The sequence below is a fragment of the Nonomuraea sp. 3N208 genome, from assembly GCF_052245935.1.
Classification (GTDB): domain Bacteria; phylum Actinomycetota; class Actinomycetes; order Streptosporangiales; family Streptosporangiaceae; genus Nonomuraea.
Map to the genome: position 1 here is coordinate 129,599 of NZ_JBQQBR010000031.1, position 26,195 is coordinate 155,793.

A 26,195-nucleotide genomic window follows, 5' to 3' on the forward strand; every position below is an offset into this window, starting at 1 on the left:
ACGGCCCTTTCCCGCCCGGTGCCGGCGACCGAGGAGCCGATCATGCCGCTCCATGGGGCTGGAAGTGATGGGCGTGTTCCACCGCCCACTGCGCGAACGTGCGCGGCGGGCGGCCGATGATCCGCTCCACGGTGTCGGTCAGGATGGTGCCGTATTCGTGGGGCGTGCCGTACATCTGGAGCAGGATCTCCACCAGGTCCTCATCGCTGACTCCAGGCGTCTGCGTGAAGGCGCGGAAGAGGGACAGGTCCGGTCGGTTGCCTCCCGTTCCCCACTCGCGCCGGGTCTGGTCGGGGGTGAGCTCCTCGAAACGGAGCTCGCGGCCGGTGGCCTCGGCCAGGTGGCGGACCATCTGGCGGGCGGTCAGGACTTCGGGCCCGGTGAGGTGGTACGCCTGGCCGGCGTGGCCGTCCTGGGTCAGGACCGTCGCGGCCACGGCGCCGATGTCGGACTCGTGGATGGGCGGGCTCTTGCGGTCGCCGTACGGCTCGCGGACGACCCCGGTGGTACGCAGCGGCTCGCCCCAGTCGGTGAGGAAGTTGGCCATGAACTGCACGGGGTTGAGGAAGGTCCACTCCAGACCGCTCGCCTGGACGGCGGACTCCAGAGTGCCCTCCTGCCAGCCGCCGAGCAGCGTGATCTTGCCGACTTCGGCTTTCTCGGCGAGATCCACGATCTGTTGCCCGTGGCGCAGCGGTTGGTAGTCACCGCCGAAGGTGATCAGGTGAGCGGCGCTGACGTCGTCGAAGGCCGGGTGCAGGGTGCCGGGGTCGGTGAGGTCCCCGGCCACCACTTCGACGCCTTCTGGCAGGTTGGCGGTGGCCGGGTTGCGGGTCAGCGCCCGTACCTTCTGGCCTTGACGGAGCAGGTGGTCGATGACGTGGCGACCGACGGTTCCTGTCGCGCCCGTGACGAGAATGGTCATGGCCCTTGAGAGGGACCCGACTCTCGGAGTGTGACATCTGCCTCGTGCCAGCCGGCGCCGGCCGCGATGGCCTGTCGCCAGGCACGGACGGCCTTCGGTGGCATGCCTGCCGAAAGCACGCCGGCTCCACCAGCTCACCGTCGGCGAGCCGTACCCCGCCGTCGCACACGGCCGCCACGGTGACGCCGGTACGCAGGTCGACGCCGTGCCCCAGGTGGGCGTGCGACGCCCACCTGGGGCGCGGCAGACCGGCTCCGCCGCGCGGTAACGACAGATCATTTCACGAAGATTCTGGTAACAAACATTTCCCGAAATAACCGGTCTATCGTATTGCCATTGACTGGAATTGTTGGAACATATGGTCTGAGTCAATCGAGTGCGGTCCATAGATCGCTTACCGCGAGAAGGTGGGCGGCGAGGGGAAAGGGGCAACGCTCATGCACCGAAGAGCTGTCCGAAACCTGGCCAAGCTCGATTCCACGCAAGCCAGAATCACCCGCATATTCGACGCGGCAGCAGGCGGGAAGAACAACTTCCTGCTGGACAGGGCCACGGTGCGCCATTTCGATCAAGTGACCCCCGCGATCACCACCGCCGCCCGTGCCGTGCTTCAATTTTTGTCCCGAGTAGTACGCCACTTGGCCGCCGACGAAGGCGTGGATCAATTCATGATCGTGGGGAGCGGAGTCCCCAGCGGCCTCTCGGCCGGGCACCGATTGCACGACATAGCGCGCCGCGCCTCGGCCAATCCTGATCTGCGTGTCGTGTACGTGGAGAACGACCCGATGGTGGTGACCATGGCGCAGGCCACCATCGAACCCTTCACCGACCTGGTCCGCGTGGTGGAGGGTGACGTGCGGGAGATCGACGAGATGCTCGGGGACCAGGTGGTCCAGACGTTCCTCGACTGGGACCGGCCCCTGGCCGTGTTGCTGCTGTCGACGTACAGCCTCGACGACGACGAGTACGCCCATTACGTCATCAAGCAGCTCCGGCACATCGCGCCGATCGGGAGCTTCCTCGGCCTGTTGCACACCACGTTCGACAGCATCCCGCGGGAGTTGCTGCCGGCCATCCGCGATCTGCTCGCCATGACGCTGCCCGGTCTCACGATCCGCTCCAGGGACGAGGTCGCGGCCTTGGTGGACGGTCTGGACCTGGTGGAGCCCGGATTGGTATGGGTGCCGCAGTGGCGTCCCGCCGAGCGTGATCTCGCCTGCCGCGACCAGCCAGGCTCATCGGGCAACTACGGCGCCGTGGCCCGCATCCCCTGAGCACGGATACCAATCCGAACGACCACAGAGACACAAAATCGCAACAATCCTGTCTGTCCCGGATTCCAAGAGTGAAGACGACGGGTTACCGTAGGAGTTGGGAGCGCTCCCAATCGAGAGATGTGATGCAGATGTCCCTCCTCCCCGGGTCCTTGTCGGCCACACCGATCCGCACGGCGGAGTACGTGCTGCCGTCAGTGCCCTCCGGCGTCGGCGAGGCGCGCTCCCTTGTCCGCAAGGAATTGACCGTCTGGGGCCTCGAGGAGGCCATCGACGATTGCCTGCTCATCGTCAGCGAACTTGTCACCAACGCCGTACGGTACGGCGGGGCTGCCTACGCGCTGCGCCTGGAACAACGTGACGACCGGCTGTACGGCGAGGTTTTCGACCCGGGCGACGGCAATCCCCGCCCGTGCGCAGTGGACGTCGACGCGCTCTCGGGACGAGGGCTTCAGATCGTCGCGGCGATCGCCGACGACTGGGGAGTCTCCGCCGCGAACGGCGGCAAGATCGTGTGGTTCTCCGTCAGCCACACTGCCTGACGGCTGCATAGGGGCCGGCGCCTGACGGCGTGCGGCCTTCAGCTCGCGCCGGCCCGGCCCCGGCGCCGCCAACGGGCAGGCGGAGGGCCGGGCTCGGCGGCGTGATGATCAGAATCTGATCTTCCGCAGGTAGCGGTATCCAACCTCCGCCGTCTGCCGGGGAGTCACGTCGGGGGTGTCGTTCTCCACGATGTACTCCATCACACGGTGCTTGTCGAAGATCCGCCGGAAGTCGATCGTCCCGGTGCCCAGATCGGCCATGTCACCGTCGAGGTGCCGGTCCTTGACGTGGAACTGCAGCACCCGCTGCGGCGCCTCGCGGATGACGTCGAGGGTGAAGCGCACCGGGTCGGCGACGCCGCGCCCGACGCCGCCGGTGACCGCCCAGTAGATGTCGATCTCCAGGTGGACCAGCCGGGGATCGAGCTCTGCGGTGAGCACGTCCCACGGCGTCTTCCCGCCGCCGAGGTCGATCGTGAACTCGTGGGCGTGGTTGTGGTAGCCGTACCGCAGCCCGGCCTTGCGGGCCGCCTCCGCCTCGACGTTCATGCGCTCGGCCCAGGCCTTCCACTGGTCCTCGCTGTCGGAGTTCAGGTAGGGCACCACCATGAAGGACTGCCCGAGGGTGAGCGCGTTGGAGATCTTCGTCTCCAGGCCGGCGTCGTCCGCGCTGATGCCGTCGTGGCTGGAGGTGGCGTGGATGCCGAGCCCGTCGAGGAACGCACGCAGCTGCTGGGCCGTACGGCCGAAGTAGCCGAGCGCCAGCTCGACCTTCGGGTAGCCGATCTCGGCCAGGTAGGCCAGGGTGGCGTCGTAGTTCTTGGCGAGGTCGTCGCGTACGGTCCAGAGCTGGATGCTGATCTGGCCCGGCGGGACGCGGTCCCCGCCATGGTGGTGCGTCGGGGAGGCCGCGGCGGCGGGGGAAGCGGCGGCGAAGGCGGCCGCTCCGAGTCCGAGGCCTGCGGCGAGCAGGGACCGCCTGCTCGGGCCATAGCCGTAACACATGAGTGGTTCTCCTATCTGGTGGGCTCGAGTACGGCTTGGTCGCTACCGGTCAGCGGGGGCAGCCCGTCGCCGCCGGGATCGGTGTAGGTGGCGACGAAGACGCCGGTGAGGTCGTCGTTCTCGGGGTCGTGGCCGCTCGGCTCGGTGGTCTGGATGGAGCCGGTGCAGCCGCGTGCCGTGGTCTGCGGATGGCCGTGGTCGTCGTGTCCGAGGATGTAGTTCACGGTCACGTTGGCGCAGTCCACCGGCTGGTCGTCGGTCACGCGTACCTCGAACTCGACCGCGTCGCCGAAGGCGAACTGCCCGCCGTCGGCGGGCCGGACCAGTTCCACGACCGGCGCGGCGTTGCCCACCACGATCCGCACCGACGTCGCCGCGGACATGCCGCCGGGATCGGTGACCCGGAGCGTGGCGTTGTAGAGACCGTTCTGCTTGTACGTGTACGACGCGTCGGGGCTGCGCGAGTCGACCGTGCCGTCGGCGTTGAAGTCCCACGCGTAGCGGAGCCTGTCGCCGTCGGGGTCGGACGTGCCCGCGCTGGTGAAGGCGACGGTGAGCGGCGCGTGGCCGGCGGTCACCGACGCCGCGGCCACCGGGATGGGAGTGTGGTTGCCGGTGTAGCCGATGAAATCGAAGCGCGCTAGCTGGGCGTCCGGGTTCTCGCTGAAGAAGCCGTCGCCGTACTCCAGCACGTACAACGCGCCGTCGGGGCCGAACTCCATGTCCATCGGGTTGTCGAAGACGAGCGAGGGCAGCACGTCCTCGATCCGCCGCCCGTTGTCGTGGAACGCCTTGACGTAGTCACGGGTCCACTCGTAGAAGAGCGGGACGCCGTCGTAGTACTTCGGCCAGGCGATGGGGGCGCGGCCCTCCGTGTCGCGCGGGTCGAAGTCGTACGCAGGCCCGGCCATCGGGCCGATGCCGCCGGTGCCCAGCTGCGGAAACTCCTGCGACGGCCCGTACGAGTACCAAACCTCCGGCTGGACCACCGCCGGCAGCGGGCGCAGGCCGGTGTTCCGCGGCGACTCGTTGACGGGCGCGGCGCAGCTGAACGGCGCGCCTGACGCGCCGGTGGCGAAGTCGTAGTCGATGTACGGGAGCCGCGCCGTCGCGCAGTAGGGCCAGCCGTAGTTGCCGGCCTTGCGGACGACCGCCCATTTGCCGGTCCCCGCCGGGCCGCGCTGCGGATCGGCCTCGTCCGCGTCGGGCGAGTAGTCGGCCACGTACAGATCCCCGGTTCGCCGGTTGAGCTCGATGCGGAACGGGTTACGCAGGCCCATCGCATAGATCTCCGGCCGGGTGCCCGCCGTGCCGGGCCTGAACAGGTTGCCGCGCGGGATCGTGTAGGACCCGTCGTCGCGTACCTTGATGCGCAGGATCTTGCCCCGCAGGTCGTTGGTGTTGGCGGAGCTGCGCTGGGCGTCGAACGCCGGGTTGCGGTCGGCCCGCTCGTCGATCGGGCTGTAGCCGTCGGAGAAGAACGGGTTGGTGTCGTCGCCGGTCGACAGGTAGAGATTGCCGTCGGCGTCGAAGACGATGTCCCCGCCGACGTGGCAGCAGATGCCGCGGTCCACCGGCACGTCGAGGACGCGCTGCTCGCTGCGCAGGTCGATGGTGGCGCCGGTGAAGCGGAACCTGGACAGCCGGATCAGCCCCTTGAAGGGCGCGAAGTCCGCCGGCGTGCCGGTGAACGGCGCGTCGCCTTCGTTGACGTCGGGCGTCGCCGGGTCGTCGATCGGGGTGTTGAGCGGCGGGGAGTAGTACAGATAGACCCAGTCGTCCTGCTTCGAGCCAGTGCCGAAGCCGGGGCTGAGCGCGATGCTCTGCAATCCCTCCTCGTCGTGCTGGTAAACGTCTAGCCGGGCGGCAAGCGTGTTGAGGCCGGTCTTGGGGTCGTGCAACCAGACCTCGCCCGGCCGGGTGGTGTGCAGAACCCTCGAATCCGGTAGCACCGCCAGGTCCATCGGCTCGCCGGGATTGTCGTTGAGTGTCACCTTCTGGAACTGGTCGTCGGGCGGCGGGGCCGCTGCTCCTGCGGCTCCCGTGGCGTTCGCAGCGGCGGCCGGCATGAGGATCGCCGCAGCAGTCATGGCCGCGATCACGGTTCGCGCTCTCATGCCTCTCCCTTCGGTCTGCTCGGGGGGATAAGAGAGGGCAAAGTAACGTGAATGTAACCCGAGTTACGCCGATCGACGAGGCCCCAATTACCGGCAATCGAGCATTCTTTCGCGTCTGATCGGAGTAAGTGCCCCAAACGGGCGCGCTGCTGGGGCACATCCGCGCAGGCACGGCCTAGCGGCGCCGCGGCGGGGCGCGAGATCGCCTCGATCTTCGCGGGCGGCCTGACCCCGTTCGTCACCTACGACCGTCCGGTGACGACCTTGCCGGCTCCGGCCCGCTGTCGCCTGGGCCGGAGTGGCGCAGGCCACGCGGCTAGTCCCCCGGACTCTCGTAGTCGAGCGGTACGAATGTGAGGGAGTCGAGGCGGTGGCGGAAGTCGGCGGAGATCCCCTTCAGGGTCATGGAGACGCCTGGCGCGGCGCTCACCTGTTCGTGCGCCGTGAGGAGGGCGGCGATGCCGATGGAGTCCCAGAAGGTCATGCCGCTGAGGTCGAGGACGAGGCGGCGTGGCCGGGCGGCTTCGATCAGGGACTCGACGGTGGCAGCGAGGTCGGGGGCCGCTCCCTGGTCGAGGTAGCCGATCAGGCGCAGCGTGGTGTGGCCGTCCTGGTCGTGCTGGATGAGCCGGAAAAAGGGGCATCGGGGGTAGGGAAGGGCGAAGCCGACAGTGGCGGCGGTGCCGTCCGGGCCGCTGGTCACGGAGTGGCTGTCGCCCAGGGAGCGGGCGATCCACAACCCATGACCGTACTCGTACGGCCACGCGGGGATTCCCCACTCCTCGGATGCGCTGCCGGGGTCGCTGACCTGGCAGTGCAGCATGCCGTCCACGGCCCGCAGGCGCACCCGTCCCGCACCCGAGCCGTGCAGGATGACGTTGGTCGCCAGCTCGTGCACGGCGAGCACCAGGTCGGCGGTGCGGCCCTCCGGCAGGCCGGCCTGGCTCGCCTCCGCCTCCACCGTCGCACGCAGGACGTGCAGCGAGTCGCGGTCGAAGGGCTGCTCCACGGCAGTGGAAGGGCTGCCGGATAACCCTCGCCCGCGGTGCGTCATCTGGCCACCTCCCGGGCCCCCGCGTCGCCGCGGGACAAGAGTAGCGATCAAGAGGCGGGTACGGCATCCGGGACGACGACCAGCCCCTCCCCGAGTCGTCGCACACTACCCCGCGGCCGACGGACGACACCTGGTGATTGAATCCCGTCTCTGCCGCGATGAGATGGGGCCTGCTGGGCAGGGGAGGAGAGAAGGGGGTAATCGAGATGAGCAGCCCAAGGGATCAAGCGCCTGCGGAGCGGGGAGACAACGAAGAGACCATCCGGACTCTGCTGACCACGGCCAAGGAGGAGTCGCCCGTGCTCGCGGCGGACGAGGAGCCCGGTGAGATCCTGGATGAATTCGACGCGGCCTTCATCAGGAGCAAGGAACTGAACCCTGACGACTTCGAGTAGCGCGTCAGAAGCCGTCGCGGTGCGGCACGGTCATGTCGGCGCCGCGCGGATGCGGATAAGGGTCATTTCCGCGCAGGCCGGCAATCTGGATCACGCGGCTGATGTCGGTCGGCGTGAGGAGCCCGACGAGGCGGCCGGAGGGGTCGAGCACCACGGCACGGCCGTCCGCGCACCCGGTCATCCGACTCAGCAGGCCGGTCAGCGGCTCCTCTCTGGTGGCCCGCGGCACCTCCTCGGGCGGGCAGGCGATCTCGCGTAGCCGGGTCGTTTCCCGCGCCTCCGGGGCCACCTGCCGGATGCGGTTGAGCGTCACCAGGCCGAGGAATCCGCCGTTCTCGTCCACGAGCGGGTACGTGGACAGGCGCCGGCTCATCACCAGCCGATCGATCAGCCCGGACACGGTCTCGTCCGGGTGGGCGGCAACGGGCTGGGCGGACATGACGTCCCCGACCTGTACCCCGTGCAGGGCGGCGCCGAGCTGTGCCTGCTGCTCCTCGGCGGTGGCGGCGTTGACGACGAACAGGCCGATCAGCGCGAGCCAGAGCCCGTCGAGACTTAGCCCGGTGACGATCAGCACAAACCCGAGCGCGATGAGCGCGAACCCGAACAACCGCCCGGCACGGGCGGCGGCGACGGCGGCCCGCACCCGATCCCGCCACCGCGCCCACAATGCGGCGCGCAGCACGCGGCCACCGTCCAGCGGCGCGGCCGGGATCAGGTTGAACACGGCCAGCAACACGTTGACCGCCGCCACGTAGGCGAACATCCCGGCCACCAGCGGCACGCCGGACAGCAGAAACGCCAGAGCGCCGGAGACGACGGCGCAGGCCAGGCTGGCCACCGGGCCCACGACGGCGATCTTCAGGTCCGCGGCCGGCGTCCGCGGCTCACTCCGCAGCTCGGCCACCCCGCCGAGCAGCCAGAGCGTGATCTGCGGCACCTCGATGCCGTGGCGCTTGGCCACCAGGGCGTGCGCCAATTCGTGTGCGAGCAGGGACGCCATGAACAACACGGCCGCACCCAGGCCGGCCAGCAGGTAGACGGCCGTGGAGTGACCGGGGAAGGCGATCGGGAAGCGCCCGAAGGCCAGCCCCACCACCAGGATCGCGACGATGAACAGCACGCTGACGTTGAGCCCGACGGCGACCCCGCCGACGCGGCCCAGCTGGAACGACGAACGCATCTGCCCACTTCCTTAGCGAACGATCTGACCAGGTCCGGCTACCCGGGTGGCGCTCAGGAAACCTGCCGCCCAGACGCTGCGCACGATGTACGCAATCTACGAACCGCTTCCCATCTGCGCGCAGTGTTCGCGTCTGCGCGCCACCCCGAAGCTCGCTTAGGCCCTTCTCAGACGACGGCCAGGGCGCGTTGCATGAGCGTGGTGTCGATCCAGCGGCCGTGCTTGTAGCCGACCTCCGTCAGCCGGCCCGCCTCCGTGAAGCCGAAACGGCGGTGCAGCGCGATCGAGCGGTCGTCGCCGGCGTCGGCGATCACCGCGATCATGCGGCGCATCCCGGCCTCGATCGACCGGGTCACCAGCTCGGCCAGCAGCCCTCCGCCCAGCCCCCTGCCGGTGTGCTCGGGAGACAAGTAGATCGTGTCCTCCACGGTGTTCCGGTAAGCGGGCTTGGGACGCCAGGGGCCGGCGTGAGCGTATCCGGCCACCTCGCCGGACACGTCGGCGACGAGGAAAGGCAGGCCGCGGGCGGTCAGGTCGGCCAGCTTCCTGTGCCAGTCGTCGACGGTCGGCGGCGTCTCCTCGAAGGTGATCACGGTGTTGGTGACGTAGTGGGCGTTGATCTCGGCCACGGCCTTCAGGTCCGCGGGAACCGCCGGGCGGATGAGGGCTTGGGGAGGCACCACGATAAACCGCTTTCTCTATAGCGAAACTAAACCGCATTATAGAGCAGGGAATCGGCCTATCCAGTGGCGTTGCCACGGGGTCTCGACGGCGCGGTGGTGATGGTGCTCCCTGGTCCAGGCCACGGCGGTGGCGGGGTCCAACCCGGCCAGCACGGCGAGGCAGGCGATGACCGTGCCGGTGCGGCCGACGCCGCCGCCGCAGGCGACCTCGACGGCCTCCCCCGCAAGTGCCCGCTCGTGCAGTGCCCGGATCTGCCGGACGGCCTCCTCGCGGTCCCGGGGAAGCAGGAAGTCGGGCCACTCCACCCACACGTGCCGCCACGGCAATGCCCCGTCATGGCGGCGACGGAGTCGCTTGGACCCCAGGTAGAGGCCGAAATCGGGCACCGGCCCCGCGGGGAGGGAATGGCGCAGGCCCCGTCCACGCACCCAGGAACCGTCCGGCAGCCGGAACGCCCCCACCAAAGTCGGACCACTCACCGAGCCACGCTCCTCATCCCGTCGGTCGCTCATCGGGCCACGCTGCTCATGTCGCCGATCGCTCATCGGGTCACGCTCCTCTTCCCGTCGGTACGCTCATCGGGCCACGCTCGTCGTCCGTCGGCGGGCGCGGTGGGTGGCGACGTTGACGCGGTTGCCGCACAGGCCCGGCATGCAGTACGTGCGGCGGCCCGCCCGGCTGGTGTCGACGAACACGCCCCGGCAGCCGGGCGCCGCGCAGGGGCGGAAGCGCCCATGGCCGAGCGCGCGGACGGCGCCGAGCAGGCCGACGCCGATCAGGGCGGCGAGCTCGGCGGCGAGCGACGCGCCCGGGGCGGTCGGGACGTACCACTGCCAGCCACCGTCGTCCTCGCGGCGCAACGCCGGGGCCATGCCCGCCCACCCGGCCAGCACCTTCGCGGCAGCAACGGCCTGTTCCTCCGTCTCGGTCTCCAGAACGGCGCGCACTTCCCGGCGCAGCAGGTGCACTTGATGCAGGTCGTCGCCGTCCGGCAGTCGCCCGCCCGCCAGGGCGTCGGGCCGGACATCGTGCTCGGTCAGGAAGGCCGCCAGCGTGTCCGGGTCCGGCAGCGCTTCCCCGGCGGCGGCCCGCACGGTGGGCGAGGTGTTGACCAGGTCGGTCGCCACCGCCGTCCCCACCACGTAATCGCTGATCGAAATGTGCACGCACCAACCCTCCGTAAGGCTTATAGTCGCACTATAACCCTTACACCATCCTGGGCTACGATGGGGAGCCAGTGAATCTCGAAGCCCTGGGCAGGCACATTCAGGAGCTCCGCCGTGACCGGTCCATGACGCTCCAGCAGCTGGCCGACGCGGCCGACGTGAGCGTGAGCATGCTGTCCTCGGTCGAGCGCGGCCACAAGGCACCCACCATCGTCGTGCTGGCGCGCATCGCCGACGGGCTCGGCGTGCCCGTCGCCGAGCTGGTCGCCCCGCCCGGCGACCACCGCGTCGTCGTGCGCCGCGCCGCCGACCAGGAGCACATCGACGAGCCAGGCGGGTGGCACCGGACCATCCTCACGCCGGTGGTGCCAGGCGTGAATTTCGAGTGGATCCGCACCACACTGCCACCAGGGTGCGACGCGGGGCGGTTCCCCGCGTACGCGACCGGCTCCCATGAGTACGTGGCCGTCGAGTCCGGCACCCTCCGGCTGACCCTCGGCGACAGAGATCTCGACCTCGCCGCGGGCGATTCGGCCTATTTCGCGGCCGACGTCGAGCACGCCTACGCTAATCCGGGCGCGTCACCGTGCACGTACTACGTCGCCGCGCTCATCATGCGGCCCCGTCGAGCCCGGCGCTGACAAATAACTGGACCTCGAGTGAAAAAGAGGCGCGAGGCATCTTCTAAGGCGGGGAGCCGCCGGTTATTGTGCGATGAGGCAAGCCATCGCCTGCGTCCATATCTCCGAAATTCGTCTCCGAATTCCGATCGGTGGGCCTCGCATGCTGGATTTGACGTTCGCCACCCAGTGGCTCCCCGGTGTGAGTGTGATCTCCGTGGCAGGAGAGATCGACACAGCCAACGCCGGCCGGCTCGACCGCCATATCCAGCAGAGCCGGCGAATGCCCGGCGAGCACATGGTGATCGATCTCAGCGAGGCCAGGTTCCTGGGCAGCGCCGGCCTGCGCGTCCTGCTCAACACCCACGCCTTCGCCCGCCAGCACGGCGGCACCCTGCATTTGGCCGCACCCCATCCCAAGGTGGCGCGTTTCATGGACGTCACCCAGGCGAATATCGTTCTGCACGTGCACGCCACGGTCGAGGCGGCGGTGATCGCCGCACTCCAGCAATCCCGCGCAACGGAGGAAACTCTTACACAAGCGTAAAGGGCGAGTGTCGGAGATTACGGAGAATCCTTCCGTAGGACGATGACGCGTCCGCGGTCCCGCGCATAGGTTCAAGATCGGTGACCGTCTTCCGAAGGAGCCCTGTGACCAGGTTTCCCGACATCTTGCATCGCGCCCTCTTCAGGTCCTTCTCCCTGCTCGGCCGTCGATCCCAGGGAGCCGTCCTGCGCCGGTACTTCGACTGGTGGCACCGGCAGCCCGACCCGTGGCGCCTGGCCACGGACGCGTACGAACAGCACAAATACCAGACCACGCTCGGGCAACTGCCCGACCCTGCCTACCGGCAGGTCCTGGAGGCCGGCTGCAGCGAGGGGGTCTTCACCGAACTCCTCGCGACCACGTACCCGGACGCGGAGATCACCGGCGTCGACATCTCGGAGAAGGCACTCGAACGCGCGCGCCGGCGCAACGAGAAGTTCGCCGATCGCGTGCGTTTCATCCACGCCGACATCCTCGAGCATGACCTGCGTACCGGCTTCGACCTGGTGATCTGCGCGGAGACCCTCTACTACGTCGGCGGCGCCGACCGGTTACGACACGCCTCGCACCGCCTGACCTCGTTACTGGCGGCCGGCGGGCTGCTCGTCCTCGTGCACCCGTGGCCGGAGGCCACACGGCTGCACCGGTTCGCCGACGCCGCTCCTGGCCTCTCCAAGATCGGCGAACGCGTAGAGCGCGAGGTCCACCGCCCCTTCTCGGTGTCTCTCTACCGGGCGGCGCGCGAGTCCCGCGCCGCTTCCTGACTACTGATTTCATCGGATTTCGTGCAACGGCGCTCGCGTCCTGCCAGCGGCGATAAGGCCGGGATCAGCAGGCGCCGGTCGCCGGGATCTTGCGCTTAAGCAGCACTTACTCGCCATTGATCACCCTTGTGTCATCGGGACGCAAGGAGATGACATGGACACGAACGAGCCTCGCGAGCATAGTGCCGGCGGCTGGAGTCAGTTCGGTGACACACCGCCCACCGCGGGAGGGTTCCCGCGTACGGGCCCCAGCCTGCCGCCGCCACCGCCGCCGCGGCGGCAGGGTTTCCTGCTGACTCGCAAGGCGATCGCGGGGATCGCGCTGGCGGCCGCGGCCGCCCTGGGGGTGTCGGCGCTCGGCGGGGGCGCGGTGGGCGCGTACGTCGCCGGCGCCGCCCGCCCGGCCCCGGCCGCCACCACGACCGCGGCGAGCCCGGTCTTCCGCACGGTCGCCGACCAGCTCACGGTCGCGCAGGTGGCGGAGAAGGTGCAGCCGTCGGTCGTGATGATCCAGGGGCAGACGGCCGAGGGCTCCGGCGTGGTGCTGTCGGAGGACGGCCTGATCCTCACCAACAACCACGTCGTGTCCGGCCAGAACGCCCTGACCGTGAAGTTCAACGACGGCAACACGGCCAAGGCGAGCGTGGTGGGCACCGACCCGGCGACCGATCTCGCCGTCATCCGCGCCGAGGGCGTGAAGGGGCTGGCCAAGGCCACGCTCGGGGACAGCGACCAGGTCAAGGTGGGCGACGAGGTGCTGGCCCTGGGCAGCCCGCTCGGCCTGGACGGGTCGGTGACGTCGGGCATCGTCAGCGCGCTGGACCGTACGGTGACCGTCGGTGGCAGCCCCAATGACCAGCAGCTCCCGCCCGGCTGGAGCCGGCAGGGCACGGAGAGCGAGACCACCACGCTCGGCGGCATGATCCAGACCGACGCGGCGATCAACCCCGGCAACTCCGGCGGCGCCCTCGTGAACGCGGCCGGCGAGCTCATCGGCATCAACAGCGCGGTGTCCGCCGAGGGCGTCAACCTCGGTTTCGCGATCCCCGTGAACACCGCCAAGCTGGTGTCCGAGCAGCTCATCAGCAAGGGGAAGGTGAGCCACGCGTTCCTCGGGGTGAGCGTCGCCGACGCCGCCGGCCAGGCGCCCGGCGCGCTGATCAGCCAGGTGACGGCTGGCAGCCCGGCGGACAAGGCGGGTCTGAAGCAGGGCGACCTGATCACCAAGATCGGCGAAACCAAGGTCGAGGGCGGCGACACGGTCGTCGGCCAGGTCCGCGGGTTCAAGGTGGGCCAGCAGGTGCCGGTCACCTATGTACGCAACGGCGAGACGGAGACCGTGACCGTCACCATGGAAGAGCAGAAGTGACCGTCAGACGCGGTCGGCGGCGATGAGCAGATATTGGAAACTGCCGTTCTTGTACGCGTCGAGAAAGGACTGCTCGATACCGGTCGCCAGATGCGTTTTCGCACGCAGCTCCCAATAGGGGATGGTGGCGGCGGTCAGATCCAGGACGCTGATGGGAACGAGGCGGTTGGCCACCATCTCCCGGAAGTAGGTGCTGCGGGAGTGGATGTCGCAGATGTAATGGGCGTTGATCTGGCTGATGGCCCGGGACGGCAGCCCATAGGCGTCGTTGTAGCACCCGGTGATGCAGACGTAGCGGCCGCCGCGGCGCAGGAGCCGGGCGTGCTCAGCGAACAGCAGGGCGAGCTCGACGTACATCGTGCTCTCGTTGTTCCAGGTGGCCTGGAAGGAGCCGGTCTCGAAGCCGGTGTCGAGCATGTTGCGGAAGTGGAAGCGGACCTTGTCGGCCACGCCGCGCCGCCTGGCCTGCTCGTTGGCGAAGGCCACCTGCGACTCGGAGATGGACACCCCCTCCACGTGACAGCCGTAGCGCAGGTTGGCGAGGAAGCTGGAGCCGCCGCGGCCCGAGCCGGCGTCCATGACCCGGTCCTCGGAACGTAGCGGGCCGAGGCGGGCGACCAGGGTCTCGGCCTGCACCATCTCGAGCCGGTGCAATTCGGTGACGATGCGTTTCTCCTTGGTCTCCGCGGGGCCTTCCAGGACCGACCAGTCCACGTCGCCGATGCCGTAATGGTGGTGATAGAAGCCGTCCACCTCACCCAGCCGCAAATTGACCGGATTCCGTTCCGCGTTCCAATAGTCCGCGACGGCATGCTGATAGAGGCTTTCGAGCACGGGGTTGGCGGTCACCGGGAGTTCCTTTCGATGCGGTGTCATTACTGGTAGCGGCTGGTGCTGCCGTGCCATTCGAGGCATCCGGCCATCCACGCCTGCGCGCCGCGCAGGAAACGCTTCAGCTCGGGGCAGGGCATGGCCGCCAGCCTGCGCTGGCCGACCTCGAAGTCCCTGACGAAGTCGTTGTGGAGTGAGACGGCGCGTTCGGTCGCCTCGCGGATGGAGCAGTCGTCCTCGGCGGCGATGAGCAGGATCACGTTGGAGTCCGGGAGCTCGTCGGCCGCCTCCCTGGCCGCCGAGTGCAGGTCGTTGACGATGACGCTGGCGGTGCCCGCCTGCATGAGCGCGGTGTGGAAGCGCCGGTCGGAGAAGAGCTCGGCGGGCAGCGCGTAGCCGCCGACGATGTCGATGAGCGTCATCGAGGTGTAAAAGCTGTCGTGCTGGCGGGCCGCGAGGTAGCGCCAGACCGGTGGCGGCGTCTCCAGGTAGCGCCAGGCGGCGTACGCGCACCAGCTCACGTACATCTGGGACGTGATGCTGGAGACCCGCATGACCTGCGCAGGGGTGGCGTGGCGGGAGACGTGGCTGAGGGCCGAGCGCAGTGCGACCAGGACGGGGTCGCCCTTGATCGCCTCCTCCAGCTTGCGGGTGTGGTCGCCCGCGGGCGGCGGCGGGTCCATCGCCGACATCACCAGCGCGAGCCGTGGCGGCAACTCGGTGGGGGTGGCGCCAAGGTCGGTTTCGTCGGCGTAGTAGTCGTCGGCCGCCCACCAGGCGGCGTTCATCTGCGCGGCGACCAGCAGCTGGTCGGGGTCGTCGCTGTCGGCGTGGGTGAGCATGGCCAGCCGTCCGAACCCGGTGTCGCGGAACTCCTCCATCCGCCCCTCGTGCAGGCCGATCCGCTCCGCCCACGCCGCCAGCCGCCGGTCGACCTCCGCGCCCAGGGCGTCGTCGACGCGGACGGTCTCGGGGCAGTAGAGCGGCGGATACGACCCGTCGCCCCATTGCCGCTCCCGATAGGCCAGCGGGGCGAGGTCGTAGCAGCGCCGGCCTCCGGGCAGGCCGGGCTCGTGCCCGTCCCCTTCCTCGAAGGCAGGCCTCGGATCCGCGGCCCGGAGGCTGAGCGTGGATGTTCCCAGGCCCGTGGGCAGGGCCGGGAGCCGCACCGCCGGGGTCGCCTCGTTCGCGGGCATGACGCCTCTCCTCCGTGGATCGATGGGTCAGGAGCGCGGGGCGGCGAGGTCGACGTTCTCGAGGATCCCGATCGCGTCAGGGACCAGGATGGCCGCCGAGTAGTAAGCGCTGACCAGGTACGACATCACGGCCTGCGGGTCGATGCCCATGAAGCGCACGTTGAGCCCGGGTTCGTACTCCTCGGGGATGCCGGTCTGGTAGAGGCCGACGACGCCCTGGTCGTCCTCACCCGTCCGCATGGCCACGATCGAGCTGGTCCGTTCGCCGCTGATCGGGATCTTGCCGCACGGGAAGATCGGGATGCCCCGCCACGCGGGGATCTCGTGTCCATTGACCTCGGCGCTGCCCGGGACCAACCCGCGTTTGTTGCACTCGCGGAAGAAAGCCGCGATCGCCTTGGGGTGAGCGAACAGCAGGCGGGTCTTGCGCCGCATGCTGATCAGGTCGTCCAGGTCGTCGGGGGTCGGCGGCCCCGACCAGGTGGAGATGCGCTGGCCGTAGTCGGCGTTGTGGAGCAGCCCGAACTCGCGGTTGTTGAGCAGCTCCCACTCCTCGCGCTCGCGGATCTCGTGGATGGTCAGGCGCAGCTGCTCCTCCAGCTGGTTCATCGGCTCGTTGTAGAGGTCGGCCACGCGGGTGTGGACGCGCAGAATCGTCTGGGCGACGCTGAGGGCGTACTCGCGGGGATGGAGGTCGTAGTCGACGAACGTGCCGTTGATGACCGGCTCGCCCACGTGACCGGCGGCGATGTCGACCGCCGCCTCGCCACGGCGGTTGACGGGCTTGCGCAGGCCCGCCAGATACCGCTCGACGTGCTCACGCAGGGCGGGCGAGCTGCCGGCGATCCGCTGGAACTCCGCCAGCGGCGACACCAGGATCGTCCCCGCGGTCGCCGCCCTGACCGTGCACGACCAGCGCGGGTCCTCCCTGCCGACGGCCTCGTCACCGAACTGCTCGCCGTCGGCGATGACGCCGAGGGCCTGCGGGGCACCGTACGGGCCGGTGGCGAGCCGCTCGAGCCGAGCGTGGGCGATCACGTAGGTGTCGGTGATGGGGGTGCCGGCCTCGACGATGACCTCGCCGGCCTGGACCTCCCGCGGCGTGAACGTCGCGGCGATGGCCGACAGCACGTCCACGTCCGCGAAGCCGCGCAGCAGCGGCAGCTCCGCGAGCGTCTCCGGGATGATGCGCACGTCGTCCGCCCCGTGCTGGGCCACGCTCACCCGTCCCCGCCCGACCCGGTGCGTCAGCCTGCGGTTGACCCGGTAGGTGCCGCCGCGTACGTCCACCCAGGGCAACATGCGCAGCAACCACCGGGAGGTGATGGCCTGCATCTGCGGACGGGTCTTGGTGGTGGTGGCCAGGTTGCGTGCGGCCCGGACGTCCAGGCTCGTCCGCGCATCCGTGGAAGGCATGTTCCCTCGCAATCGCCGCTTCCGCCTCTAGCTACCGAACGTAATCATGTGAGCACGATCAGTAGAGTCGCTTGAGGGGAAGGGAATGCTTACGGCGGTCTACCCGCCGGCGACGTCGCGGATCGCGGCGATGACGAGTTCAGGCTGGAAGGCCTGCACGTAGTGCTCGGCGGTGACGGCGACCACCAGGCGGCCGCGGCCGGACAGCGTGGCCAGGCGGCGGGCCCGGTCGACGGCGGTGGCGGGCTGCCTCGCGGGGACGATGACCACGACCGGCCGATTCTCCCACGATCCCGGCCGTACCGTCGCGCTGACCTGCGCGGCGCTCTCCAGACTGGACCAGGCCTCGGCCCGCGCGGCGTCCATGCTTCTGCCCCCGTAGACCACAGGAGCATGGACCCGTGCCAAGCCGGTGGCCTCGGCAGGCACAAGGGCGTCGCCGGCCAGCCGCAGCAGGCCTGTGCGCGCCAGCAGGCCATAGCCGGTGAACTGGGTCGCGAGCAGCGGACGGGACACCTTCAGCGCGTCGCCGGCGGTCTCGTCGGTGACGTCGATCAACACCAGGCCGGCGGTCAGGCCCGGCCAGCGGTCGGCGAAGACCCGCACGATGGTGCCGCCGTAGGAGTGCCCGGCCAGCACGTACGGGCCGCGTTCCCCGGCCGTGGCGAGCAGGGCGTGCAGTTCCCCCGCCGCCTGCCAGGCCGTACGTGGCTCCGGACCATCGTCGCTCCAGGCGTAGCCGGCCCGGTCGTAAGAGCACACACGAGGGCCGCCGGAGAGCCCGCGCTGGATGTCGTCCCAGCTCGCGCTCGACTCGGCGAGCCCGGCTTCGAGCACGATCGTGGGGGCACCGGCTCCCGTACAGGTGATGTGCAGGCGGTGCTCCCCCACGCGGACGAGCCTGCCCGGCGCGGGATGCCGGGTGCCGTCCCCCTGCCGGGCGAGGCTCTCGTAACCGAACCCCGCACCCGCCGCCAACGCGATCAGGGCCGCGAACCACAGGACGAGCCTGCGCAACCATCGTGCTCTCACGTCACGAATCTAGGAGCACGATCGCCGCGGTTCCTCGTCCTGGCGATCGAACCCCGTCTGGGACCAGGACCCCAGAGCACATCCGCCGCGAGAAGGAGCCGTGCTGGCGCCGGACGGAGCCGTGCGGCACCCGGCCTACGGCGAGCGCCGGGCGTAGCGCCTGGTGGTTACAGCGCCTCGCGGCGTCAGGCGCCCAGATCCCGGACGACGTTGTCCAACCGGTCTGCCAGGTTGTCGAGGACCCGGTCGGTCAGGCCACTGTCCGGGAGATGGGCCAGGACCTCGTCACGGCGGGCGATGACCAGCCCTTTGTGCGCGTCGTCCACCTCAGCGGCCGGCATGACCAAGCAGTCGCCGCGCACGTACACCAGCGTGGCGTCGGTGTCCCCCGACTCCAGCAGCCGCCGGACGCATTCACGGTCGATGAGCCGTGTCAATTCAGGATGGTGCTTCATGCCGTTCTCCTCACCCAGGTGACAGGCCCGAAACCCGGCTCATCCGAACGTCGGGGGCCCACCGTCCGAGCGGGCCCGCCGCACGCCGAACACCACCAGGTACGCGGCCGCGCCCAGCGCCACAACGGCCGGCGGGATCGCCAGCGCCGCCTGCCCGGCCAGCAGCGCCCACACGGCCAGCACCACCCCGGCGAGCAGGGTGAGCGCGGCCGCCAGCAGGCGCAGGCTGAGGACGTTGGAGGGCGGCGGCGACTTCGCCCACCGCCCCCGGCCGGCGCCGTCCACACCCGGCACGCCGGTGTCGCTCACCTTCCCCGAGCCGCGGGGCGGCGGGTCACGCAACACCGGAGCGAAGAACTCGTCGTCCGGGTCGTCATGTCGTTTGTTCATCGGAGTTCAGTCCAGTTCGCGCAGGAAGGGCGTGACGACGTCGTTCAGCTCCGCCACGAGCGCTTCCAGCGAGGCCTGGGCGTCGTCCAGGTTCGGCAGCCCTTCGGCCCGGGCCCGGGTGGGCGTCGGCAGCCGGTCGGCCGCCAGCGGCACCCGCAGCTCCAGCGTGGTCAGCGCGGTCGGCCGCTCGTACGGCGGCGCCACGTACGCCGGGTCGTCCCCGTTCTGCCGGTGCCAGGTGGACCAGCCGTCGGGCAGCGGAACCGGGGCCGGGACCGCGAGCTCGACCACGGCCAGCGGGCCGCGCGTCTCCTCCGCCCGGTGGCAGGTCGCGTCGAGCACGCGGGGGTGGGAGCGCACGTAGGGCGATTCGGCCATCGGACGGGTGGCGATCTCCCACGCGCCCAGCGCGAACTGCAGCGGGTCCAGCGTGATCCCGCCCGACCCCGGCTCGCCTGCCGCGACCGTGAAGACGTGCCGCCACTTGCGCAGCTGTTCCCCGTAGCGTTCCTGCGTGCCCGCGTGCCCGGCGTCGATCCAGAACGCCTGGGTCCCGGCCATATGCCTCCCCTGTACTCGCTCGTCAGCCCTTGATGTCGATGCGTCGGGCGCGGCCCTGCTCGGTCTTGGGTACGCGCAGGGTCAGCACGCCGTCGTGCAGCTCACCGTCGATCTTGTCCGTGTCGGCGTCGGTCGGCAGGATCGTGCGGTAGACGAACTTCCCGGCACGCCGCCGGAGCACGTTCCCCTTGTCCTTCTCCTCCTCGTCGATCTCCCCCGAGATGCACAGCTCGTTGCCGTTGACGTCGACGTTGATGTCGTCCCGCTTGAGTCCGGGCAGCTCGGTGCGCACGACGTACGCGTCTGGCGTCTCCTCGGTCTCGGCCAGGGGCCGCCAGCCGGCCACGCCGGTCTCGGCGCTCTGCTCGAACAGCCGCCCCATCTGATCCCACAACTGCTGGAACTCCGTGAACGGATCCCACGACCGGGTCGGCCAAGAACCACTCCACGGAACGGGTGCCCGATTTCGTCTGATGGGCAAAGCCATCACTTCTCACCTCCATGACCCCAGGGACCGATCGTCCCTGCTTGCTTATTCATCGCGCCTCTACCCCCGCGGCTGCCCGCAAACGATGCGACGCTCCGCTTGCATGACACTCTGGCGAACGATGTCCCAACGCTGACATACCCGGCGGCGACTTCCTTACGGCCCAATGTCAGGACTCAATCAACACTTCTTGTACCACTCGGCAAACCTGGCCATTTATGGATCAATCGGGCACTGGCACCGTCGAGGTGCCTGCCTTCCTCGCCCCCTGACCGGCCGTTCGCGCCGGTCCGAGGACGGCGGCAGAAGGGCCCTCCCATGCACCGAGCGTTACCCGCCGCTGCCCTGAGTCTCGTCTGTGCCACCGCCCTGACCCTCGTCGTCACCGCCCGGCCCGCCGCCGCGATCCCCCCGAACATCCCCTCCGCCTCCACCGCCGCCTCCCGTCTGACCACGCTCACCGTGACCGCCGAGTCCCACGGCAGCAGCTACGACCGTGACCTGTTCCCGCACTGGATCACCATCAGCGGCGCCTGCAACACCCGCGAGGAGGTGCTCAAACGGGACGGCACGAACGTCGTGACGGACTCCTCCTGCGCGGCCGTCTCCGGCTCCTGGTACAGCCCGTACGACGGCGCCACCTGGACGGCCGCCTCCGACGTCGACATCGATCACATGGTCCCGCTCGCCGAGGCCTGGGCCTCGGGCGCCTGGTCATGGTCCACCTCACGCCGCCAGCAGTTCGCCAACGACCTGGGCGGGCCGGAGCTGTGGGCGGTGACCGACAACGTCAACCAGTCCAAGTCCGACCAGGACCCGGCCGAGTGGCAGCCGCCGCGCACCGCCGAGCACTGCCGCTACGCCCGCGCCTGGATCCAGGTGAAGTGGTATTGGGGTTTGAGCGTCGACACCGCCGAGAAATCGGCGCTTGGCGACATGCTCTCCTCCTGCTGACGCGCCAGGCCGCGGCAACAGGACCAGCTTGATCGTCACCGCATCAGAGGAGTCAACTCCTGCGCGACCGGATGACGCGCCGGAGCTCGGCCGCCGCCGCCACCCCTCCCACCTGCTCGATTACTGTGAGTGATCACACGTCATTGAGACAGGTGGGAGGGGATCCACCATGGCACAGGAACCCAGGATCGACGTCGAGATCAACGCCAGGACCGTCGAGAGCAGCCTGACCCCGGAGCAGGTCCAGCGGGTGGCGAGCGCGCTCGGCGACCCGGGGGTGTGGTTCGCCACCCCGCCGGTGCGCATGGGCGAGGCGGCCAGGCCCGACTTCATCTGGGAGCTCGTGGGCGACAAACCGCACCGGGGGCACATCGCGACCGGCCGGGCCCACGTCTACCTGGCCGAGGCACACTCCGCGCTGGCCCGGCCGCTGATCTTCGCCGACGGCTTCAACTACGGGCCCAGCGACTTGAACGCGATGTGGCGGCACTTCAACGCCCCGTACGAGAAGGGTGTCCCGGGCCTACTCGACCAGCTGCGGACGCTGGGCATCGACGTCGTGTTGCTGGGCTTCGACCAGCGGCAGACCTACATTCAGGCCAACGCGGGCGTGGCGGTCGCCTGCGTCATGCGGGCGCTGGCCGAGCGGCGGGGCGACAGCCCGCTGGTGGTCGGCGGGGCCAGCATGGGCGGACTGGTCACCCGGTACGCGCTGGCCCGCATGGAGAACGAGCGGATCGACCACCAGACCGACAAGTACTTCTCCTACGACACCCCGCACCTCGGCGCCTGGATCCCGTTGGTGCTCCAGCAACTGGCCTACCTGCACGAATCGCTGCAGCCGCGGCACGACGGGGCCGGACAGGCCGAGCTGATCCGCAGCCCGGCGGCGCAGCAGCTGCTCTGGGGCTGGGCCGAGAGCGCGAGCTACTCGGGCCAGGTCACCGCCGGCCCGCTGCGGCAGGAGTTCCTCGACGATCTACGCGGAATCGGCTGGTTCCCGATGCGGCCGTACAAGCTGGGCCTGGCCAACGGGACCGGCGACGGCGGTGGACCGCATCTGAAGCCCGGCACGCCCGTCCTCGACCTGGGCGAAGGGCCGTTGCGGCTGGTCGCCAGGATCCAGCCGGACATGGGCGAGTTGCGTAACGTCGGCGCGATCGGCTTCGGCGAGCCGGTGTGGACGAGCGCGACCTCGCACGTGGCCGCGTTCGACGGGGCGCCCGGCGGGACTTTGGACGCGTTCGGGCGGGTCGCCGACGCGATGGGGCTGCCCATCCAGGACCGCTTCCGCGGCACCTGCTTCGTCCCATCGGTGAGCGCGGTCGCGCTGGCCAGGGATCCGCGCCATTGGCAGGCCGACCTGTACACGGACCTGCGGGAGCTGCCCAAGGACGACACGTTCCTCGACACGTTCTGCTGCGACACCGGCAATCACCCGCACGGTGCTGTCTCCAAGGCGCTCGTCGAGTGGTTCGTGGCCCAGTTGGCCGGTTGGTGAGCGGCCCTGAGCGGGTGCCGGCTCGGCGGAGCCGGCACCCGGCGCCTCAGCGGTTGCCCCGGTGCACGACCAGGAGCTGGTCGCGGGTGGCGTTCTTGTCGCGGTAGGCGATGGCGGCCGGCGCCTCGGCGCTGTGGTGTGCGGACAGCCGCTCATCGGGGCTCCAGCTGGAGCCGTCGAAGGAGGCCCACCACAGGCTCTGGTCCGACGCGCCGCGGTGCACGACGTAGAGCCGGTCCTTGTAGACGGTCAAGGCCGGGCCCTCGGCGGCGAAATGGCCGGGCAGCCGCTGATCGGCGCTCCAGCTGGAGCCGTCCCAGCGGGTCCACCACAGGGACGTGTCCTCGCCTGCGCCACGGTGCACGCAGTAGAGGTGGCCCCTGTACACCGCCAGCGCCGGGTTGGACCGGCTGGCGTGGCCGGGGAGACGCTGGTCGGTGCTCCACGTGGCGCCGTCCCAGACGGTCCACCACAGGTTGTCGTCGTCGCCGCCCCGGTGCACGCAGAAAAGCTGCCCGTCGTACGCCGCCAACGCCGGCGCGCTCGCGCTGAAGTGCTTGGGCAGCTTGACGTCCGGGCTCCACCTGGACCCGTCCCACCGTGTCCACCACAGGTTGTCGTCGGCCCCGCCCCGGTGCACGCAGAAAAGCTGCCCGTCGTACGCCGCCAACGCCGGCGCGCTCGCGCTGAAGTGCTTGGGGAACCGCTGGTCCTCACTCCACCCCCGCTCCGCGTCGTAGGCCGTCCACCACAGGGCGGAGTCGCCGTCGTTGCCGCGGTGGGCGAGGTACAGCCGGTCCTTGAACTCGGCGACCGCCGGTCCCGAGGCCGTGAAGTGGTCGACGAACCGCTGGTCCTCGCTCCACCCCTCGCCCGGCTCGTAGACCGCCCACCACAGCCGGGCGTCGCCGTCGGGCGCGCCGCCCACGCGGACCGGCATGAGCGCGGCGGGCACCGTCCAGGACGAGACCAGCTTGACGCCGTACGGCCGGGCGATCGAGGTGATCCAGTCGGCCTTGTCCTGGACCGACTGCTCGACGATCGGCGCGAGCCAGCCACCGAGCACGGCGGCCGCGGCCTCGCTGATCAGCTTCGAGATCTCGGCGGCGCGCACCCCGGCGTTCTCGTTGAGGCTGATCTCGAAGCCCCACCACCTGGCGACCGGCCAGACGTCGGCGCCGAATGCACGCAGCTCGTCCTGCACCCGCCGGACACGGTCCTGGTCCTTGGCGTCCAGCTCGGCGATCTGGCGTTCGCCCTCCCGCTCGGCCGCCAGCCACTCGGCCTCGGCGGCCGCGCGGTCGGCGAGATCGTCTTCCTCCAGCAGCTCGATCTCGACCGCCATGTCGACCGCCGCGGCGGCGACCGGGTCGTCCTGCGCGCGCAGCAGCGGCTCCTCGGCGTCGATGCCGATCTCCTCCGCGATGTCTACCCTGTCAGCCCTGGTGTCGTCGTCGTTGTTCATTTCATCCCCCCGGTACGGCTGCTCCTTTTGAGAGCACCCGCACGATGCGTACATGCACGAACCTGACACATAGTAACTGTGTGTGTTGACATGATTACACTGGGGTTGAGCGGTGGGCCGGGTAAAGGTCCTATCCGGGTGTTTTCCAGGCCGTGCGCTGCCTGGTAGGTCAGCCGTGCCGCTCCTTGTATCCGGCCTGGGCCTCGGTCAGCTTGGCCGCGAACTGGTCCAGGAAGTCCTTGGCGCTCAGCTCACCGAGCAGCACCTTCTGGAACTGCGGCTCCGCCCAGGTCTTGGTGATCTCGTTGAACTCCGGCAAGTGGTACGGCATCTGCACGACCTTGGTGGCCGGGTCGTTCAGCACCCGCTGCGCCTCGACGATGTGCGGAGCCTGGGCGCCTTGCACCTCGGTGTTGGCCGGGATGACACCGGTCTTCTCCGCGATGTAGCCGCCCATGTCCTTCGAGGTGAGGAACTCGGCGAGCTTCAACGCCGCGTCCTTGTTCTTGCTCGCCGAGAAGACACCGACGCCGCCGACCGGGTTGGACAGCACCGCCTGCACACCGGAGTCCGACTTCGGCACCGAGAACGAGGCCACCTTCTCGGCTCCCAGCGCCTTCATGTGGTCCTGGTAGGACCCCAGGTTGTGCTGCATGACAGCGATGCTGCCGGCCGTGTCGAACTGGGCGACCATCTTGACGTAGTCGTTCTGCAGGTCGGCCTCGGGCGTGTTCTTCTTGTAGAGCCCGGCGTACTTCTCCAGCGCCGTCACATTGCGCGGGTCGTTGATCGTGGACTTGCCCGCGGCGTCGAAGAACTCCGTGACGCCGGACTGACCGTAGACGACCTCGAGCATCTGGGCGATCGAGCCGGCGCCGCCGCGGATGGTGAAGCCGAACCGGTTCTCCTGCGGCTTGGTCAGCTTGTCCACCACCGTGAAGAACTCAGACCAGGTCTTGGGCGGCTCCAGCCCGGCCTCCTTGAACCAGTCCTTGCGGTACCAGAACGCGCCGGCGTTCGTGGACAGCGGGAAGATGTACGTCTTCCCGTCCGGCACCACCTTCTTGACGGTGGTCAGCAGCGCCTCGTTGAACTTGCCGTTCAACGCCGGATTCGCGGTGATGCGCTGGTCCACCGGTTCGAGCGCCTTCTGCGCGACGAGGTTGCCCAGCCCGGAGGTGGAGATGTCGGCCACGTCCGGCACGCCGCCGCCGGCGATGGCCGTGTCGAGCTTCTGCGGCGCCTGCGCGATCGGGACGCCCACGTACTTGACCTTGATGGTCGGGTTGGCCTTCTCGAACTCGGCGATCGCGTGCTGCCAGATGGGCGTGCGAGACGGCCCGGCGTTGGTGTCCCAGAAGGTGATCTCGGTCTTGCCGCCGGAGCCCGCGTCCGAACCGCATCCGGCCATCACAGCCAGCGCGGCCACGGCCAGGAACGCCGCCGGCACCACACGTCGTCTCATTGGCTCCTACCTTTCGATGTCCACGGTGAACGCGTCGAAGATCGCCTGGCCGGCCCCGCCGGCGCCCGCGGCGAACAGGCCGATGACCGCACCGACCCATCGGCCCTGCGTGGCCTGGAAGGGCTCGCCGGCCTCGCGCAGGCCGTCCCCGGTGTCGGCCAGGAACGTGACGAGGGCGCCTTCCCCGATCCGCGCGCCGACGGTCATGGGCTCACCCGCCTTGACGGGCACGGGCTCGGCATCCCCGCAGACCAGGAACGTGCCGTCCGGGGTGCTCTCCAGCGTGACGCAGGCGTAGGTGTCGCCGACCACGGCCAGGCCCGCGCGGCCCTCGCCCTCGATGGTCAGGGTGGTGGTGACCGTGCAGGGGTCGCCGGGCAGCCGCTGCCCGAGCACGGACGGGCGTTCCCTGAGGTCGTCCGGTCCTGGCACGCAGGCCAGGCGCAGCGTGCCGGCACGCAGTTCCCACCAGGACGGGTCGGGGTTGGCCTGCCAGCTCCACTGCAGCCCCAGCTCGGGTCCGGAGAAGTCGTCGGAGGTGGCGGGCGTGCTGGGGGTGCCGCCGGGGACCGGCATGGGTCCGCCGGGCACCGGCTCGCCGTCCGCGCCCATGACCGGCCAGCCGCCGTTCCACGCCATGGGCTGCAGGTGGACGACCCGGCCGTAGGGACCGCGGTCCTGGAAGTGCATGAACCAGTGCTCGCCGGACGGGGTGTCCACCCAGCCGCCCTGGTGCGGGCCGTTGACGTCGGTGCCGCCCTGCCGCAGCACGATGCGGTCCTCGTACGGGCCGAAGA

Annotated in this window: 29 protein-coding genes; 10 read left to right on the plus strand and 19 right to left on the minus strand. The window is 69.6% G+C overall.

All coding sequences use genetic code 11. From position 1 onward, the window contains the following. Positions 1–40 precede the first annotated feature (40 nt). Positions 41–925 (minus strand): SDR family oxidoreductase, encoded by an 885-nt coding sequence (locus ACTWPT_RS39195; RefSeq protein ID WP_443182571.1) that lies wholly within the window; start codon positions 923–925, stop codon positions 41–43. 97 nt (positions 926–1,022) lie between these two features. Between ACTWPT_RS39195 and ACTWPT_RS39200 the strand changes: the two genes are divergently transcribed. The 3 genes from ACTWPT_RS39200 to ACTWPT_RS39210 all read left to right on the plus strand — a co-directional run bounded on the left by ACTWPT_RS39200 (position 1,023) and on the right by ACTWPT_RS39210 (position 2,741). After that, positions 1,023–1,193: a hypothetical protein gene (locus ACTWPT_RS39200; RefSeq protein WP_443182572.1), complete on the plus strand. Its 171-nt coding sequence runs from the start codon at positions 1,023–1,025 to the stop codon at positions 1,191–1,193. A 169-nt stretch (positions 1,194–1,362) separates the two neighbouring features. After that, positions 1,363–2,199 carry an SAM-dependent methyltransferase gene (locus ACTWPT_RS39205; protein ID WP_443182573.1) on the plus strand — a complete coding sequence of 279 codons (837 nt, stop codon included), beginning with the start codon at positions 1,363–1,365 and terminating at the stop codon, positions 2,197–2,199. A 131-nt stretch (positions 2,200–2,330) separates the two neighbouring features. Continuing rightward, the gene (locus tag ACTWPT_RS39210; RefSeq protein WP_443182574.1) at positions 2,331–2,741 is read left to right on the plus strand and encodes an ATP-binding protein; all 411 of its coding nucleotides are present in this window, start codon (positions 2,331–2,333) and stop codon (positions 2,739–2,741) included. A 108-nt stretch (positions 2,742–2,849) separates the two neighbouring features. On the opposite strand, the gene ACTWPT_RS39215 is transcribed toward ACTWPT_RS39210, so the two are convergent. From ACTWPT_RS39215 to ACTWPT_RS39225, 3 genes are all read right to left on the minus strand, one after another. After that, on the minus strand, positions 2,850–3,746 hold the full coding sequence (locus ACTWPT_RS39215) for a sugar phosphate isomerase/epimerase family protein (RefSeq protein WP_443182575.1): 897 nt from the start codon (positions 3,744–3,746) through the stop codon (positions 2,850–2,852). 11 nt (positions 3,747–3,757) lie between these two features. Beyond that, complete coding sequence (locus ACTWPT_RS39220; protein WP_443182576.1) at positions 3,758–5,863, minus strand: PQQ-dependent sugar dehydrogenase; 2,106 nt, start codon at positions 5,861–5,863, stop codon at positions 3,758–3,760. 316 nt (positions 5,864–6,179) lie between these two features. After that, on the minus strand, positions 6,180–6,917 hold the full coding sequence (locus ACTWPT_RS39225; RefSeq protein WP_443182577.1) for an STAS domain-containing protein: 738 nt from the start codon (positions 6,915–6,917) through the stop codon (positions 6,180–6,182). Between the two features lie 206 nt (positions 6,918–7,123). On the opposite strand from ACTWPT_RS39225, the gene ACTWPT_RS39230 reads away from it, so the two are divergent. After that, positions 7,124–7,312: a hypothetical protein gene (locus ACTWPT_RS39230; RefSeq protein WP_443182578.1), complete on the plus strand. Its 189-nt coding sequence runs from the start codon at positions 7,124–7,126 to the stop codon at positions 7,310–7,312. A 4-nt stretch (positions 7,313–7,316) separates the two neighbouring features. Here ACTWPT_RS39230 and ACTWPT_RS39235 read toward each other — a convergent pair whose 3' ends face one another. The 4 genes from ACTWPT_RS39235 to ACTWPT_RS39250 form a co-directional block, all read right to left on the minus strand. Continuing rightward, positions 7,317–8,495, minus strand: coding sequence for a site-2 protease family protein (locus ACTWPT_RS39235; RefSeq protein WP_443182579.1), 1,179 nt, complete (start codon positions 8,493–8,495; stop codon positions 7,317–7,319). A gap of 167 nt (positions 8,496–8,662) precedes the next feature. Beyond that, positions 8,663–9,178: a GNAT family N-acetyltransferase gene (locus tag ACTWPT_RS39240; protein ID WP_443182580.1), complete on the minus strand. Its 516-nt coding sequence runs from the start codon at positions 9,176–9,178 to the stop codon at positions 8,663–8,665. 36 nt (positions 9,179–9,214) lie between these two features. After that, entirely contained in the window at positions 9,215–9,691 is a 477-nt protein-coding gene (locus ACTWPT_RS39245) for a protein-tyrosine phosphatase family protein (protein WP_443182581.1), read from the minus strand. A 63-nt stretch (positions 9,692–9,754) separates the two neighbouring features. Beyond that, on the minus strand, positions 9,755–10,345 hold the full coding sequence (locus ACTWPT_RS39250; protein ID WP_443182582.1) for a CGNR zinc finger domain-containing protein: 591 nt from the start codon (positions 10,343–10,345) through the stop codon (positions 9,755–9,757). 71 nt (positions 10,346–10,416) lie between these two features. Here ACTWPT_RS39250 and ACTWPT_RS39255 point away from each other — a divergent pair, with 71 nt between their 5' ends. The 4 genes from ACTWPT_RS39255 to ACTWPT_RS39270 all read left to right on the plus strand — a co-directional run bounded on the left by ACTWPT_RS39255 (position 10,417) and on the right by ACTWPT_RS39270 (position 13,645). Further along, positions 10,417–10,986: a helix-turn-helix domain-containing protein gene (locus ACTWPT_RS39255; protein ID WP_443182583.1), complete on the plus strand. Its 570-nt coding sequence runs from the start codon at positions 10,417–10,419 to the stop codon at positions 10,984–10,986. A 73-nt stretch (positions 10,987–11,059) separates the two neighbouring features. After that, a complete protein-coding gene (locus ACTWPT_RS39260) occupies positions 11,060–11,512 on the plus strand; it encodes an STAS domain-containing protein (protein WP_443182584.1) in 453 nt (150 codons plus the stop codon). Between the two features lie 104 nt (positions 11,513–11,616). Beyond that, positions 11,617–12,276 carry a class I SAM-dependent methyltransferase gene (locus ACTWPT_RS39265; protein WP_443182585.1) on the plus strand — a complete coding sequence of 220 codons (660 nt, stop codon included), beginning with the start codon at positions 11,617–11,619 and terminating at the stop codon, positions 12,274–12,276. Positions 12,277–12,430: 154 nt separating this feature from the next. Then, complete coding sequence (locus tag ACTWPT_RS39270) at positions 12,431–13,645, plus strand: S1C family serine protease (RefSeq protein WP_443182586.1); 1,215 nt, start codon at positions 12,431–12,433, stop codon at positions 13,643–13,645. A 3-nt stretch (positions 13,646–13,648) separates the two neighbouring features. Here ACTWPT_RS39270 and ACTWPT_RS39275 read toward each other — a convergent pair whose 3' ends face one another. The 8 genes from ACTWPT_RS39275 to ACTWPT_RS39310 all read right to left on the minus strand — a co-directional run bounded on the left by ACTWPT_RS39275 (position 13,649) and on the right by ACTWPT_RS39310 (position 19,920). Beyond that, positions 13,649–14,521 (minus strand): geranyl diphosphate 2-C-methyltransferase, encoded by an 873-nt coding sequence (locus tag ACTWPT_RS39275; RefSeq protein ID WP_443182587.1) that lies wholly within the window; start codon positions 14,519–14,521, stop codon positions 13,649–13,651. Beyond that, positions 14,521–15,672, minus strand: a complete 1,152-nt coding sequence (locus ACTWPT_RS39280; RefSeq protein WP_443182588.1) for a family 2 encapsulin nanocompartment cargo protein terpene cyclase — start codon at positions 15,670–15,672, stop codon at positions 14,521–14,523. The genes ACTWPT_RS39275 and ACTWPT_RS39280 overlap by 1 nt, the downstream gene beginning before the upstream one ends. 27 nt (positions 15,673–15,699) lie before the next feature. After that, on the minus strand, positions 15,700–17,088 hold the full coding sequence (locus ACTWPT_RS39285) for a family 2B encapsulin nanocompartment shell protein (protein WP_443182589.1): 1,389 nt from the start codon (positions 17,086–17,088) through the stop codon (positions 15,700–15,702). Between the two features lie 99 nt (positions 17,089–17,187). Beyond that, positions 17,188–18,120 carry an alpha/beta fold hydrolase gene (locus tag ACTWPT_RS39290; protein ID WP_443182590.1) on the minus strand — a complete coding sequence of 311 codons (933 nt, stop codon included), beginning with the start codon at positions 18,118–18,120 and terminating at the stop codon, positions 17,188–17,190. 185 nt (positions 18,121–18,305) lie between these two features. Continuing rightward, entirely contained in the window at positions 18,306–18,575 is a 270-nt protein-coding gene (locus ACTWPT_RS39295; protein WP_443182591.1) for a hypothetical protein, read from the minus strand. A gap of 39 nt (positions 18,576–18,614) precedes the next feature. Continuing rightward, positions 18,615–18,965 carry a hypothetical protein gene (locus ACTWPT_RS39300; protein WP_443182592.1) on the minus strand — a complete coding sequence of 117 codons (351 nt, stop codon included), beginning with the start codon at positions 18,963–18,965 and terminating at the stop codon, positions 18,615–18,617. Between the two features lie 6 nt (positions 18,966–18,971). Further along, complete coding sequence (locus ACTWPT_RS39305) at positions 18,972–19,526, minus strand: hypothetical protein (RefSeq protein ID WP_443182593.1); 555 nt, start codon at positions 19,524–19,526, stop codon at positions 18,972–18,974. Between the two features lie 22 nt (positions 19,527–19,548). Beyond that, positions 19,549–19,920, minus strand: coding sequence for an Hsp20/alpha crystallin family protein (locus tag ACTWPT_RS39310; RefSeq protein WP_443182594.1), 372 nt, complete (start codon positions 19,918–19,920; stop codon positions 19,549–19,551). Between the two features lie 411 nt (positions 19,921–20,331). On the opposite strand from ACTWPT_RS39310, the gene ACTWPT_RS39315 reads away from it, so the two are divergent. Together ACTWPT_RS39315 and ACTWPT_RS39320 are read left to right on the plus strand one after the other, a co-directional pair. After that, positions 20,332–20,967, plus strand: coding sequence for an HNH endonuclease family protein (locus tag ACTWPT_RS39315; protein ID WP_443182595.1), 636 nt, complete (start codon positions 20,332–20,334; stop codon positions 20,965–20,967). 169 nt (positions 20,968–21,136) lie between these two features. Beyond that, positions 21,137–22,468, plus strand: a complete 1,332-nt coding sequence (locus ACTWPT_RS39320) for a hypothetical protein (protein WP_443182596.1) — start codon at positions 21,137–21,139, stop codon at positions 22,466–22,468. 46 nt (positions 22,469–22,514) lie between these two features. Here the strand turns inward: ACTWPT_RS39320 and ACTWPT_RS39325 are convergent, their stop codons facing one another. From ACTWPT_RS39325 to ACTWPT_RS39335, 3 genes are all read right to left on the minus strand, one after another. Next, the gene (locus tag ACTWPT_RS39325) at positions 22,515–23,933 is read right to left on the minus strand and encodes a hypothetical protein (RefSeq protein WP_443182597.1); all 1,419 of its coding nucleotides are present in this window, start codon (positions 23,931–23,933) and stop codon (positions 22,515–22,517) included. A 169-nt stretch (positions 23,934–24,102) separates the two neighbouring features. Beyond that, the gene (locus tag ACTWPT_RS39330) at positions 24,103–25,398 is read right to left on the minus strand and encodes an ABC transporter substrate-binding protein (RefSeq protein WP_443182598.1); all 1,296 of its coding nucleotides are present in this window, start codon (positions 25,396–25,398) and stop codon (positions 24,103–24,105) included. Positions 25,399–25,404: 6 nt separating this feature from the next. Next, positions 25,405–26,195, minus strand: a 791-nt coding sequence (locus tag ACTWPT_RS39335; protein ID WP_443182599.1) for a hypothetical protein, incomplete at its 5' end; no start/stop codon positions are given.

What these genes read in the sequence shown, in the direction of transcription:
- ACTWPT_RS39195 (WP_443182571.1), bottom strand. Translation starts at nt 925, where the DNA reads ATGACCATTCTCGTCACGGGCGCGACAGGAACCGTCGGTCGCCACGTC.
- ACTWPT_RS39205 (WP_443182573.1), top strand. Translation starts at nt 1,363, where the DNA reads ATGCACCGAAGAGCTGTCCGAAACCTGGCCAAGCTCGATTCCACGCAA.
- ACTWPT_RS39210 (WP_443182574.1), top strand. Translation starts at nt 2,331, where the DNA reads ATGTCCCTCCTCCCCGGGTCCTTGTCGGCCACACCGATCCGCACGGCG.
- ACTWPT_RS39215 (WP_443182575.1), bottom strand. Translation starts at nt 3,746, where the DNA reads ATGTGTTACGGCTATGGCCCGAGCAGGCGGTCCCTGCTCGCCGCAGGC.
- ACTWPT_RS39220 (WP_443182576.1), bottom strand. Translation starts at nt 5,863, where the DNA reads ATGAGAGCGCGAACCGTGATCGCGGCCATGACTGCTGCGGCGATCCTC.
- ACTWPT_RS39225 (WP_443182577.1), bottom strand. Translation starts at nt 6,917, where the DNA reads ATGACGCACCGCGGGCGAGGGTTATCCGGCAGCCCTTCCACTGCCGTG.
- ACTWPT_RS39230 (WP_443182578.1), top strand. Translation starts at nt 7,124, where the DNA reads ATGAGCAGCCCAAGGGATCAAGCGCCTGCGGAGCGGGGAGACAACGAA.
- ACTWPT_RS39235 (WP_443182579.1), bottom strand. Translation starts at nt 8,495, where the DNA reads ATGCGTTCGTCGTTCCAGCTGGGCCGCGTCGGCGGGGTCGCCGTCGGG.
- ACTWPT_RS39245 (WP_443182581.1), bottom strand. Translation starts at nt 9,691, where the DNA reads ATGAGCGACCGACGGGATGAGGAGCGTGGCTCGGTGAGTGGTCCGACT.
- ACTWPT_RS39260 (WP_443182584.1), top strand. Translation starts at nt 11,060, where the DNA reads ATGAGGCAAGCCATCGCCTGCGTCCATATCTCCGAAATTCGTCTCCGA.
- ACTWPT_RS39270 (WP_443182586.1), top strand. Translation starts at nt 12,431, where the DNA reads ATGGACACGAACGAGCCTCGCGAGCATAGTGCCGGCGGCTGGAGTCAG.
- ACTWPT_RS39275 (WP_443182587.1), bottom strand. Translation starts at nt 14,521, where the DNA reads ATGACACCGCATCGAAAGGAACTCCCGGTGACCGCCAACCCCGTGCTC.
- ACTWPT_RS39280 (WP_443182588.1), bottom strand. Translation starts at nt 15,672, where the DNA reads ATGCCCGCGAACGAGGCGACCCCGGCGGTGCGGCTCCCGGCCCTGCCC.
- ACTWPT_RS39285 (WP_443182589.1), bottom strand. Translation starts at nt 17,088, where the DNA reads ATGCCTTCCACGGATGCGCGGACGAGCCTGGACGTCCGGGCCGCACGC.
- ACTWPT_RS39295 (WP_443182591.1), bottom strand. Translation starts at nt 18,575, where the DNA reads ATGAAGCACCATCCTGAATTGACACGGCTCATCGACCGTGAATGCGTC.
- ACTWPT_RS39300 (WP_443182592.1), bottom strand. Translation starts at nt 18,965, where the DNA reads ATGAACAAACGACATGACGACCCGGACGACGAGTTCTTCGCTCCGGTG.
- ACTWPT_RS39305 (WP_443182593.1), bottom strand. Translation starts at nt 19,526, where the DNA reads ATGGCCGGGACCCAGGCGTTCTGGATCGACGCCGGGCACGCGGGCACG.
- ACTWPT_RS39315 (WP_443182595.1), top strand. Translation starts at nt 20,332, where the DNA reads ATGCACCGAGCGTTACCCGCCGCTGCCCTGAGTCTCGTCTGTGCCACC.
- ACTWPT_RS39320 (WP_443182596.1), top strand. Translation starts at nt 21,137, where the DNA reads ATGGCACAGGAACCCAGGATCGACGTCGAGATCAACGCCAGGACCGTC.
- ACTWPT_RS39325 (WP_443182597.1), bottom strand. Translation starts at nt 23,933, where the DNA reads ATGAACAACGACGACGACACCAGGGCTGACAGGGTAGACATCGCGGAG.
- ACTWPT_RS39330 (WP_443182598.1), bottom strand. Translation starts at nt 25,398, where the DNA reads ATGAGACGACGTGTGGTGCCGGCGGCGTTCCTGGCCGTGGCCGCGCTG.